This is a genomic window from Ascidiaceihabitans donghaensis (assembly GCF_900302465.1).
Classification (GTDB): Bacteria; Pseudomonadota; Alphaproteobacteria; order Rhodobacterales; family Rhodobacteraceae; genus Ascidiaceihabitans; species Ascidiaceihabitans donghaensis.
In genome coordinates this window covers 1,368,664-1,380,672 of record NZ_OMOR01000001.1, presented here as the reverse complement: position 1 = coordinate 1,380,672, position 12,009 = coordinate 1,368,664, and the positions used below count along the sequence as shown (strand labels likewise).

At 57.2% G+C, this 12,009-nt stretch carries 10 protein-coding genes; 5 read left to right on the top strand and 5 right to left on the bottom strand.

What is annotated here, in order from left to right; genetic code table 11:
- Positions 1-39: 39 nt before the first annotated feature.
- From ASD8599_RS06890 to ASD8599_RS06875, 4 genes are all read right to left on the bottom strand, one after another.
- Positions 40-2,970: a DUF2339 domain-containing protein gene (locus ASD8599_RS06890; RefSeq protein ID WP_146188195.1), complete on the bottom strand. Its 2,931-nt coding sequence runs from the start codon at positions 2,968-2,970 to the stop codon at positions 40-42.
- A gap of 107 nt (positions 2,971-3,077) precedes the next feature.
- On the bottom strand, positions 3,078-4,079 hold the full coding sequence (locus ASD8599_RS06885; RefSeq protein WP_108827847.1) for a YcjF family protein: 1,002 nt from the start codon (positions 4,077-4,079) through the stop codon (positions 3,078-3,080).
- Positions 4,079-4,525, bottom strand: coding sequence for a GNAT family N-acetyltransferase (locus ASD8599_RS06880; protein ID WP_108827846.1), 447 nt, complete (start codon positions 4,523-4,525; stop codon positions 4,079-4,081). Before ASD8599_RS06880 ends, ASD8599_RS06885 begins: the two co-directional genes overlap by 1 nt.
- On the bottom strand, positions 4,522-5,937 hold the full coding sequence (locus ASD8599_RS06875) for a YcjX family GTP-binding protein (RefSeq protein WP_108827845.1): 1,416 nt from the start codon (positions 5,935-5,937) through the stop codon (positions 4,522-4,524). The genes ASD8599_RS06880 and ASD8599_RS06875 overlap by 4 nt, the downstream gene beginning before the upstream one ends.
- 100 nt (positions 5,938-6,037) lie before the next feature.
- Here ASD8599_RS06875 and truA point away from each other — a divergent pair, with 100 nt between their 5' ends.
- A complete protein-coding gene (gene truA, locus ASD8599_RS06870) occupies positions 6,038-6,811 on the top strand; it encodes a tRNA pseudouridine(38-40) synthase TruA (RefSeq protein WP_108827844.1) in 774 nt (257 codons plus the stop codon).
- 39 nt (positions 6,812-6,850) lie between these two features.
- Here truA and ASD8599_RS06865 read toward each other — a convergent pair whose 3' ends face one another.
- Entirely contained in the window at positions 6,851-7,294 is a 444-nt protein-coding gene (locus ASD8599_RS06865; protein WP_108830045.1) for a MarR family winged helix-turn-helix transcriptional regulator, read from the bottom strand.
- A gap of 84 nt (positions 7,295-7,378) precedes the next feature.
- Here ASD8599_RS06865 and hmgA point away from each other — a divergent pair, with 84 nt between their 5' ends.
- From hmgA to ASD8599_RS06845, 4 genes are all read left to right on the top strand, one after another.
- Complete coding sequence (gene hmgA / locus ASD8599_RS06860) at positions 7,379-8,740, top strand: homogentisate 1,2-dioxygenase (protein WP_108827843.1); 1,362 nt, start codon at positions 7,379-7,381, stop codon at positions 8,738-8,740.
- Between the two features lie 97 nt (positions 8,741-8,837).
- The gene (fahA, locus tag ASD8599_RS06855) at positions 8,838-10,106 is read left to right on the top strand and encodes a fumarylacetoacetase (protein ID WP_108827842.1); all 1,269 of its coding nucleotides are present in this window, start codon (positions 8,838-8,840) and stop codon (positions 10,104-10,106) included.
- A gap of 127 nt (positions 10,107-10,233) precedes the next feature.
- Positions 10,234-10,851 carry a maleylacetoacetate isomerase gene (gene maiA, locus ASD8599_RS06850; RefSeq protein WP_108827841.1) on the top strand — a complete coding sequence of 206 codons (618 nt, stop codon included), beginning with the start codon at positions 10,234-10,236 and terminating at the stop codon, positions 10,849-10,851.
- A 77-nt stretch (positions 10,852-10,928) separates the two neighbouring features.
- Positions 10,929-11,972, top strand: coding sequence for a GlxA family transcriptional regulator (locus ASD8599_RS06845; RefSeq protein WP_108827840.1), 1,044 nt, complete (start codon positions 10,929-10,931; stop codon positions 11,970-11,972).
- The last annotated feature ends 37 nt before the right edge of the window (positions 11,973-12,009 follow it).

The window sequence follows — 12,009 nt, the reverse complement described above, 5'->3', positions numbered from 1 at the left end:
CATAACGTCTGCGCGAAAGCGCAGGCATTTTACAACAAATCAGATGGGCGGATCAGAAGGGCGCTTGGGGTCTGCGGCCTGTGACGCTTTCGTTTTCGCCCATTTGTTCAGCCACGCCAGACCGGCCAAAGACAGACCAAGCACCAACAGCGAAAACACGCGGGTCAACCCATCCAGTCCCGAGATATCAACCAAAAACACCTTTGCGACCGCCGCCGCAATGACACCCAGACCCGCTTTGCGCATCACAGCCGAATTGCGGGCCAGTGAATTATAGAACAATGCCGCCCCGGCCACCAAAAGCGCGATGGTGTAGCTGTACAGCTCCGGTTGTGACATGCCGCGGCCCAGATACAGGCCTTGATCGCCCTGCCAGAAATCGCGAATGACGCAAAACACCCAGTACAAAATCAAACCCGCGGCTACCGCTTTCATGGCCAGCACCAATTGCGCAGGCAACGTAGGAATGCGCCAAGCGCCAAGCGCCAGTACCGCTGCAGGCAACAAATACCCGATGATCAGCGAATTGAAGATCGGCAACCCAATGACCTCGGGGGCACCACGATCAAACAAAGGAGACAATGGACCAATAATGGCAAACAGCGACACAGCCCCCAAAGCTGCAAACGCCCCGCCCAAAACGACGCGCATCATCCACAGCCAGCGATGGCTTTGCAGTTGCAAGCGTTGGGCCTGCGCCAACGCGATGCCAAACCAGATTGTGACATACAAACCGATGCCCCAATGGCTTTCCGATCCGTCACTGCCCGCAATGGCTTCAAGTAAACGGAACAACACCACAGACACGAAAATGCCGCCTGTCGACCACAAGGCGCTGTCCAACATCACTTTTGCAGTAATGCGATAGGCCAAGCCACGCATCAGGTAAAGACTGGCTGCAAGCGCCACAACAGCGCCACCATGGGACAGCAACATAGCCCCCAAAGGCGCGTCGATGGCCCAACCAAGACCCGGATCCGCGACCAAACGGTAGCCGACCGTCACAACGCCTGCAGCGATATAATAAGACATCGGTTTCAGGTCATACTTCCTGTCCATCGCAGCCGCAGCAACGACTGTCACAGCAAGGGCCGCCGTCAAAGCCGCTTCCGAGAAAATCATAACCAGCGCAAAGCTGATACATGACAACATCGACAACACGAAAAAGGACATGCGCAACCGGTTTTGCGAGCCATCGATCCGCGCAAACCGCTCGGCCCAGAACAGCATCAGCACCGCCAAAGCCGCGCCATGTAAAGCCCAAGGATAAGCGCCGATCACCACGGCCGGACGCCAGGTCATTTCAATCAACACAGCAATCACAGGGGCCGCCAATGCAGCCGCCGCCGCCCATATTGCGCCGTGATCCCCACGGCTTAGACTGCGCCACGCAGCCAAAGCCGACAAAAGCCCGGCAATCGCCACCAATACGGTCACGCTCATCGGAAAGGGGGTTTCCGGTCCGGCATTGCCCGCCGCCGCAAAGGCGCGGTAGGCGTCTTGGTAATCGCCCTGCATCACAACAACAGCCGCAAAAGCCGCGAACTGCAAGGCAGCGGCGTCCTGCAAGGCGGGGGCGCGCAAGGACCACACCACAAACAGCGCTGTAAGACCGGCCAAAGCGACGGCAGAAAGCCAGAACGCGCTTTCACTGTCCAACGCCAAAGGCACCAACGACCAAGCAGCAACGCCCAAAACAGACACCGCCAGAAGCGTGGGGAAAATAGGCCGCACGTCTTTGTGCGGCTTGGCGACAAAAGCACTTACCATCAGGCCGCCATGATCGGGAAACAGCGACCTTGCGGGAATTGCGGTTGCGGCGACAGCCAACAAAACCAGATACAGTTGAAACGCCAAAATCAAACCACTGTCCGATAAGAACAGCGCCCACCCGACCAGGAACGCCAATACAACCGTCAGAACCGATACCCACGCCCATCGGCGCAGCGTATCAACGCCCAAGCCCACAATTGTGACAATCCCGAAGTATACATACAGGGCGCTGGCATCCGAATTGGACCCGCCCAACACCACAGGGGCAGAAAACGCGCCGATAATGCCAACTGCCGCCAAAAGCGGGCCATGAAACCACCCCAACACCAATGCGACGCAAGCCACGACAACCATGCCCAACAGGCTCATTTCGGGGCCAATCAGGCCGTATAGCATACGCGCCGACAATACGCCCCCGAACAACGACACGATACCCGCGCCGGAAAACACCGACGGAAGATAGGCCGTTGTGCTGTCCTCTGCTTCGCCAAAGCGGCGGCGGATAAATTCCCCTGCCCCGATCAATGCAGCCCCAAACGCCAAAGCCGCAGCGACCCTTGCGGCAGGGGGCAACAACCCGTTTTCCATGCCGTATTGCACCAAAAACAAACCGGCCAATGCCAGCGACAAGGCCGAAACCGCGTAAAACCAATTTTCGACGATCCATCCCAAAAAACGATCAAACACCGGGGGTTCTGTCGGGTGCAACGGCTGTGGCGACTGTGGCCGTGTCGGGGGCTTTTGGCTGGCATTGGACGCGTTGGACGGCATCGGGGTGTCTTTGGACACCTGTTCTGCGCGGGCAGCATTGCGGGCTGCAATCACTCGGGCTGCGGGCGGCAAATCTTCCAACGCCGGCTCTGCCGGTTGATCGGATACCGAAGGTGTTGCAAGGTCAGGCGTATCCGCATCATCAGCCGCAACAGGTTCCACATCTGTAGCGTCTTGCCCATCTGTAAGGTCCGGTTCCGAAGCCCTGTCCGCTTCGCCATCGGGGGCTTTTGACACAACGGGATCAACACGCGGCGCCACATCTTCGATGGAAGCCACAGGCAAACCTGTGCGGCGCAGCACCGCTATTTCGCGGCGCAGTTCAACGACTTGGGATTTCAAACCTGAATGGCTGACCAAAAGATACAAAACCGCAATCGGGATGGCCAAAACCAACAACCCGAGCAAAATCAACAAACCTTCCAAGGTGCACACTCCACGCAATCATCCCGTCACCAAGGTTAACGTGAAGCGACGGCAGCGAACAGTCTGAAATTCCAGACCTTTTGCACACCCCCCCGCGGGCTTGGATTTCAGGTTTCGTTGTTAAACAGCCCTGCAAGCGCCTGTTTGACAAGCACACGTGCCTTGGGGCGATCCAATGCATTGAATGCCATCGGGCGGCAGACTTCCATGGCCGCAACACCGACGCGGGCGGTCAGCGCACCATTGACCAAGCCTTCGCCAAACCGTCGCGACAGCTTACCCAAGATGGATCCGCCCAAGATCGGCTCAAGCATGTCGTCGCCCACAGCCACGGCCCCTGTCGCCACCAAATGTGTCATCACCGCACGGGTCAAACGCCAACTGCCAAACAGCCCAGAGCGCCCGCCGTAAACTTCCGCCACGCGGCGGATCATGCGCAGATTTGCCATAAGGGCTGCCACAACATCCGCCAGCGCCAATGGCACAAGCGCTGTCACGGTCGCCACTTGGCGCGCGGCGGCCTGCACCTCGCGTGCTGCAGCGGTATCCAAAGATGCCAGCACTTCGCGTTCTGTAAGATCCAGCAGCCCCGACGCATCAAGTTGATCGCCTTGCAACTGTGCCACCCGTTCCCTGCCCCACCGCGTGTCTTCGCGCCCTTTGTACAGCGCCAAAACACGGTCGGATGTAGCACGGGCCGCTTTCAAGTCATTGTTTTCGCGTGCTTCCAGCGTCGCATGCCGCAACCCGTCAATGCGGGTCAAACGACCCAAAGCCGCAAGTTCGCGCACCGCCATCAGCAAAAGCAGGATCACAAACAGCGCCATCAACCCTGAAAATACAAGCCCAAGCAACGGGTACGTTGCCATCACATCCGTCACAAAGTTCCACGCAGACAACGATACGATGCCACCCAGCAAAGCCAGTGTCACAAACCAAAACAATCGCGCCAGCCGTGACGGTTTGCCCGATGCGATCTTTGCGGCCACTTGCATCGCTTGGCCTTTGGGCGCTGCCCCGTCCAAATCCGGCACAGGCGGGGCCGCTGCCACATCTAGGTGTGCGGCGTCCTCAGGTTCAAGATCAATCAGAACAGGTCCTTTGGCCATTACATGCCCTTTCTTGTCCATTTCAAACGGATGTCGGGCAAACCTTCGTCGTTGCCTGCCCCATCTGTGCGTTCGATTTCTGTAAACCCTGCCGCTTTGTAAAAGCTTTGGGCCCCCGGATTGTTCTGGAACGTCCACAAATACAAAACGTCACAGTGCGCCTTTTCCCTGTCTAACAGACAGGTGCCAATGCCCTGCCGGTGCGCCGATGTCGCAATGTAAAGGGAATGGATTTCGCACCCATCACGGGCCACAAAACCTTGCACACCTTGCGTATCTTCAGCCACCGTCACCCACTCATTCGCGATCATGCGCCCTGCATGTGCCAAATCCTCAGCCCGTGTATATAGGCGCGGCATCCAAGGGGTTTCATCAATGAACTGGGACAAGATGGCACCCACGGCACCTGCGTCAGTGGATCGCGCCTTGCGCAGATGAAGGGTCACAATTTGTCTCCGATCAGGAATTGCGCGGCGCGGTCCAGTCGCAGATGCGGCGGCCCGTCGCCGGGGCGCAACGTCAAGGGCGCAGGCGCAAAACGCATCACTTGGTAATCCTGATCCAGCCACGCCTCTGCACCAGCACGTGCAGGGCCAAGAAGATGGTTGGGATCATTCGGCAAAGCCCCCGGATAGAAGGCCGCCGCCTTGCCTGTGCTTTCCAAAATACCGCGCACAACATCAAGATCAGCGCCCTCATGGGTCACAGTGTCTTCGGTGGTGGCCCGCAAAGATGCAATTGCCATGGCTTCGGTTTTTGCCCCTGCAAACTGTGCGCGATCATGGGCATCGCGGATCAAGGCTTGCATGATTGCGGACAATTGCGGGTGCTGACTGTGGTGCAAATGATCAGCTTTGGTCGCTGCAAACAGGATTTTCTCGACCCGCTTTCCGCGCAATAAATTCGACAGAAACGCATTTCGCCCCGGACGGAACGCCGACAAAATATCTGTCATGGCCCCGCGCATGTCTTCCACCGCTTGGGGGCCGTTGTGGATGGCGCCCAGCGCATCCACCAGCACGACTTGACGGTCAATCCGGCTGAAATGGTCCCGAAAAAACGGGCGCACCACTTGGGATTTATATGCCTCAAAACGCCGCTCCATCTCGCGGATCAGCGATCTGCGCGGGCTGGCGTCGGTGGCCGGCAAAGGCGCAAAGGTCAGCACAGGACTGCCCGCCAGATCACCGGGCAAGATGAACCGCCCCGGCGTGCAGTCATAAAAACCGGCATCACGCGCGGCATTCAGATAGGCGGCAAAGGCCGTCGCCAGCCCTTGGGCCTGCGGTTCTTCCAGCTTGGCTTGCGCGTCTACAGCTTGGGCCTGCGCCAGAAATGCGGCAGCTTGGGGGCGGTTTTCGATCCGTTCCAGCACTTGCGCCGACCATTGGGCATAACTCAGATCCAGCAACGCGAGATCCAGAAGCCATTCCCCGGGATAATCAACAATATCAATGTGAACCGTGCGCGGCCCCTGCAATCCCGCCAACAGACCGTTGGGTTTGATGCGCAAAGAGACCCGCAATTCACTTATGGCACGGGTGCTGTCGGGCCAGCTTGGCGTTTTGGACGTCAGAGCGCCCAAATATGTCTCATAAGCAAAGCGTGGCACCGTATCATCGGGCTGCGGTTGCAAAAAGCTTGCCACAATGCGTCCTTCCGCAGCGGCCAGCAAATGTGGCATGCGGCCATTGTCCAGCAGATTGGCCACCAACGACGTGATGAACACCGTCTTGCCCGACCGCGCAAGACCCGTGACGCCCAAACGGATCACCGGCTCGAACAGGGTTTCGTTGACGGTGTCCTGCACCGTCTCGACACCGCGCCAAATCCCGTCTGCGATTGCTGTGATAACCACCCTGCACTCTTTCTGTAGCCCTTTGACAGCAACATAGGGCCGCAAAGGGACCGCTACCAGTGGGGATTGCGTAAGGCTTTTCCCCGCGCTAGGTCGGGGCATGCCCCGTTACGCCCTTAAAGTTGAATACCACGGCGCCCCCTTCGCAGGATGGCAGCGCCAAAAAGACCACCCTTCCGTGCAGGGCGCGATCGAAAGCGCATTGGCGAAACTGGAACCCCGCGCCCATACCATTGCCGCAGCGGGACGTACGGATGCAGGGGTACACGGTCTGGGTCAAGTGGCCCATTGCGACATGGACAAAGACTGGGATCCGGACCGTTTGGCCGGGGCGTTGAATTTTCATCTCAAACCCGCACCTGTGTCCATCGTGGCCTGTGCGCAGGTGGCTGAGGACTGGCACGCACGTTTTTCCGCCCTGGAGCGGCAGTATTTCTTTCGCATTTTGTGCCGCCGTGCGCCGTCTACACATCAAGCGGGACTTGTTTGGCAAATCGGTCACCAGCTGGACGCCGCAATGATGCAGGACGGTGCAAATCACCTGATCGGCAACCATGATTTCACGACGTTCCGGTCGTCCATTTGTCAGGCCGAAAGCCCCGTAAAAACCCTAGATGCTTTGCGCATTGAAACCGTTGACACACGCTGGGGACCCGAAGTGCATTTTCATGTGCGTGCAAGGTCATTTTTACACAATCAGGTGCGCAGCTTTGTAGGGACTTTGGAACGTGTTGGGGCGGGTGCGTGGGCACCGGCGCGGGTGGGCGAAGCCCTGTCCGCTTGCGACCGCGCGGCCTGCGGCCCTGTCTGTCCGCCACAAGGATTGTATTTGGCGGCCGTGCGCTATCCGCAAGACCCTTTTGCCGGTGCGTAAAGCAAAGATGGCGTATGATGTTTCTCGGCGATATAACCTTTAAAGCCCCGCGATCCGCTTCAAGCAGCGACGCAGTATAATGCCTTCCTCAGGTGAAAATGACCGTGCGAAATCAGCATTAAAATCTTGTGCCGCTTTGTTGAGTTCCCCAAACACCTGAGCGCCTTGTGGTGTCAGGCTAAGTTCTTCCAAACGTCGGTCTGAGGTGTCTATTTCGCGCTTTAGGTAGCGCTTGCTTTCCAATGCTCCGACACCGCGGCTGATTTTGGTCTTGTGCATGTTGGTGCGGTCACAAATTTCCTTGGCGGTCATCGCACCGTAGCGGCCAAGGTGAAACACAATCCGCCATTCGGTCCGCAACATTCCATAGCGGGCTTTGTAAAAATGCTGGAATTCTATGCTGGTCGCCTCAGCCGCCTGATTCAACAAGTAAGGCATAAAGTCGACAAGATCGAAGCCCAAATCATCCGAACTTTTTGACATTTTATTCATCCCGGCGCTTGTTAGTTACAAAAACAACTAATATTCGATGTGAAACCTTGTCAATCATTTCCAGGGACATTCATCATGACCACCAGCTTTGCCCCCAGCGGCCTGCACCAAGCCACCTCACCGTTAGGCACAACTGCAGGCTACATGCCCGGCTTTGGGAATGACTTTGAAACCGAAGCCTTGCCCGACGCGTTGCCCCAAGGGATGAATTCGCCCCAGAAAGTGAACTACGGGCTATATGGTGAACAACTGTCAGGCACGGCCTTCACAGCCCCCTCACATCAGAATGAACGGACATGGTGCTACCGCATCCGTCCTTCGGTAAAACACACACACCGCTTTCAAAAAATCGACCTTCCCTTGTGGGCATCAGCCCCCAACGTCGATCCGGACATAATATCTCTGGGACAGTATCGCTGGGACCCGATTGAACATTCAAAAGAGCCTCGGACGTGGTTAACTGGCATGCGCACCATGACAACCGCAGGGGACGTGAATACTCAAGTGGGCATGGCAAGCCACGTCTATCTAGTCACCCAAAGCATGGTCGATGCCTATTTCTATTCTGCCGATTCCGAGATGCTTGTCGTTCCTCAAGAGGGGCGCATGCGCTTTTGTACGGAACTGGGTATTATCGATGTCGAACCACAAGAAATCGCCATACTGCCGCGCGGGCTTGTGTACCGTGTCGAGGTTCTGGACGGCCCATGCCGTGGTTTCGTGTGTGAAAACTACGGTCAGAAATTCGAACTGCCCGGACGTGGCCCTATCGGCGCCAACTGCATGGCAAATCCGCGCGACTTCAAAACCCCTGTGGCCGCATTTGAGGACCGCGATGCGCCCTCTACCGTCACCGTCAAGTGGTGTGGCCAGTTCCACGAGACCAAAATCGGCCACTCGCCGCTGGATGTGGTGGCATGGCATGGCAACTACGCGCCGTGCAAATATGACTTGCGGACATATTGTCCGGTCGGCGCGATCCTGTTCGACCACCCCGATCCCTCAATCTTCACCGTGCTGACCGCGCCTTCTGGCGTCGAAGGCACTGCCAACATTGATTTTGTGCTGTTCCGGGATCGCTGGATGGTGGCAGAGGACACATTCCGCCCCCCTTGGTACCACAAGAATGTCATGTCCGAGCTGATGGGCAACATCTTTGGAATTTACGATGCCAAGCCAAAGGGTTTCATTCCCGGCGGCATGTCTTTGCACAACATGATGTTGCCCCATGGACCGGACAAGATTGCATTTGAAGGTGCGTCGAATGCTGACTTGCAGGCCGAAAAACTGGAAAACACCATGTCGTTCATGTTTGAAACCCGCTTTCCGCAGCACCTGACATCCTTCGCCGCCAAAGATGCCCCCCTGCAAGACGATTACATCGATTGCTGGGCCGACATTGAAAAGAAATTCGACGGCACCCCCGGCAAAAAATAGGGGTGGGCCAAGCCCCACCTTACCCCACCTCTCAAACCGTGCCACTTTGCGGCGCAACACGGGTGGCTCCGCCCCCACCTGACACAAAGGAACGACAATGCCATTGATGAAAAGCTGGGTGCCCTCGGCCAATACACCCGACACCCCCTTTCCGCTCAACAACCTGCCTTACGGCGTGTTTTGCAGCACGGGGTCCGATACGCAGCCCCCCTTTGGCCCCTATTGTGGCGTCGCAATCGGCAATATGATCCTTAATATCACTGACCTCGAACACGAGTATTTCCAGTACAACGTCGATCCCGTCTTCGATATCGGATGCTGGAATGAGTTTATGGAATTAGGTCCAGACACTTGGGCCGAGTTCCGGGCCAAGTTGACCGAAATGCTGTCGGAAAACTCACCCTACCAACCCGAAATCGAAACCTATCTCGTGGCGCAATCCGATGTCGAAATGCTCATGCCTTTTGTCGTTCAAGAATACACCGACTTCTATGCGGGTCGCCAACACGCCGCCAACATGGGCGCAATCCTGCGTGGCAGCCCCGATCTGCCTGCCAACTGGCTGCACATTCCTATCGGCTACAACGGGCGGGCATCTTCCGTGGTGGTATCGGGCACTGACATCCACCGCCCCAACGGCCAAATGAAGGCGCCAGACGCAGAAATGCCCAGCTTTGGCCCCTCCAAACGGCTTGATATTGAACTTGAAATGGGGGCCATCGTGGGCACGGCATCGAAATTCGGTACCCCCATCACAGTGGACGAAGCCGACGCCATGATCTTCGGGTACGTGCTGCTCAACGACTGGTCGGCGCGTGACATTCAGGGGTGGGAATACCAGCCGCTGGGACCGTTTCAGGGTAAAGCATTTGGAACATCCATCAGCCCGTGGATCGTAACCACAGCTGCATTGGAACCGTTTCGCACGCCCACACCACCGCGCGAAAAAGACTTGCTGCCCTATCTCAACAGCACCGTTGACGGGCTCTACAACATTGACCTTGAAGTGCTGATGCAGCCACAAGGGGCCGCAACCGCCACGTCTTTGAGCAAAACAAACTACAACCGCATGTACTACTCAGCTGCAGAACAACTCTGCCACCACGCGGTTGGCGGATGCGGCATGAACGCAGGCGACCTGCTTGGCTCTGGCACGATCTCGGGACCCGACAAATCCGAATACGGATCACTGATGGAAGTCTCATGGGCAGGGCGCGAACCCTTCACACTCGACACCGGTGAAACCCGTACCTTCATCGAAGACGGGGACAGGCTGACATTGCGCGGGGCGGCCAAAGGCGACGGCTACCAAATCGGGTTCGGCGATTGTGCAGGCACTATTCTGCCAGCGGTGAAGCACCCCTGATCCGGACTTCATCTCGCGAAATAAACCTCCGCCGGAGGCATCCGACAGCGCCACCCAGACCAAACCCAAACGACAAAACATGAAGGCAACCGCAACGCGCAGGCCAAAGCCCCGGAGACCACACAACATGGCTGATGTCACCTTATGGGACTATCCCAAATCCTCTGCCAGCTACCGCGTGCGCATTGCGTTGAACTTGGCGGGCATCCCCTATGACATTGAAACGGTGGACTTGCAGGTCAAAGACCATCGACAGGCGGATCACTTGGCGCGAAATCCGCAAGGGCTGGTGCCTGTGCTGGACATAGACGGGCAACGCTTCACACAATCCATGGCCATTCTGGAATACCTCGACAGCACCCGCAGCATGGGTCTTTTGCCGCAAGGCGCAGGCCCACGCGCCCATGTTCAAGCCCTTGCACATATCATTGCCATAGATTTGCATCCGGTGTGCAATATGTCCGTTATGATGCACGCAACAGGCGGGGCCGACCCTGCACGCACAGACTGGATGCATCACTTTATTGCCCCGCGCCTGCGCGAATTTGAAACCGTTCTGGCACGTTTCCACCAAGCGCCCTTTGCGTGCGGCGCGGCACCGGGATTGGCTGACATTTGCCTTATCCCACAGCTTTACAACGCCAAACGCTGGGGGGTGCCTTATGGCAATTGCCCCCGTATTTGCGCGATTGAAGCGGCCTGTGCAGACCTGCCTGCTTTTTCCATGGCCCATCCGGATCATTAGGATGGGGTGCCCAACGCAATGTGGCGATCACTATTGCGGGTGTGCCGTTTGGGGCGCCCCCCTAGGGGGACTGTGATTTGGCGTATACCCATCCAAACCAGACAACACCAAAGCCCCCCACACCTTCGCGCCGTGTCGCGATCCTTGGGTTTGATGATGTTCTGATGATGGATATCGCGGGCCCTGCACAGGTCTTTGGGTGTGCCAACACCATTTTGGGCTATCCCGCTTATAGCCTGTCTGTTGTCACAAGCGACGGTGCCGATCCGGTCACAGACACCGGTTTGACTATCGGAACCAGCGACAGTTTTGCGACCATGCGCGCGTCAAAGTCCGATTGGGATGATATTGTGGTGCCCGGAGGGCCCGGTGTCGATGCAATTTTAAACGATGCGCATGTCCAAAGTTTCATCAGACACATGACCCACCGCACGAACCGCGTTTTGTCCATCTGTTCCGGCAGTTTGCTGACCGCTGCAGCGGGGTTACTGGATGGCAAATCCGCGACATCGCATTGGGAACGGTCCGCCCAAGCGCAGGACCTTTTTCCACAGGTGCATTGGCAGATGGACCGGATCTACACCTCAGACGGCAAGTTTCATTGCTCAGCCGGGGTCACAGCTGGCATCGATCTGACATTGGCGATGCTAGAGGCAGACCATGGCCGCAAACTGGCATTGGATGTGGCGCGTGAAATGGTGGTGTTTTTGCACCGGCACGGCGGACAGTCGCAGTATTCACATCCCCTAAAGGCTCAATCGGCCTCTAATGAAAAACTGGGGGGTCTGTACGCAAAGATCCAAGCCGAACCTGCGCGAAACTGGACAGTCAGCGCCATGGCGCACAGTGTTGGCACAACCGAACGCACATTGCACCGTGCCTTTGTGCGTGACACCCGCAAAAGCCCTTCGCAATTTGTACAAGACTGCCGCCTTGGCATCGCGCGCAGCTATTTGGAACATAGCGCGATGCCCATCAAGGACGTGGCGCGTCAGGCGGGGTTCGGGGATGCGCAATCCATGCGCCGCTGTTTTCAGAACCTTCTGGGCATAACACCCACCGACTATCAACGCCGCTTTGGTACAGACCCTCACAGGCGCGAAAGCCGCGGTACTGAATAACGCACCGAACAATCGACTTATATTGTCCGCCACACTC

Bases quoted from the DNA above. Each gene is read 5' to 3' on its own strand.
- ASD8599_RS06885 (WP_108827847.1), bottom strand. From the start codon at position 4,079: ATGGCCAAAGGACCTGTTCTGATTGATCTTGAACCTGAGGACGCCGCA.
- truA (WP_108827844.1), top strand. From the start codon at position 6,038: ATGCCCCGTTACGCCCTTAAAGTTGAATACCACGGCGCCCCCTTCGCA.
- ASD8599_RS06865 (WP_108830045.1), bottom strand. From the start codon at position 7,294: ATGTCAAAAAGTTCGGATGATTTGGGCTTCGATCTTGTCGACTTTATG.
- hmgA (WP_108827843.1), top strand. From the start codon at position 7,379: ATGACCACCAGCTTTGCCCCCAGCGGCCTGCACCAAGCCACCTCACCG.
- fahA (WP_108827842.1), top strand. From the start codon at position 8,838: ATGCCATTGATGAAAAGCTGGGTGCCCTCGGCCAATACACCCGACACC.
- maiA (WP_108827841.1), top strand. From the start codon at position 10,234: ATGGCTGATGTCACCTTATGGGACTATCCCAAATCCTCTGCCAGCTAC.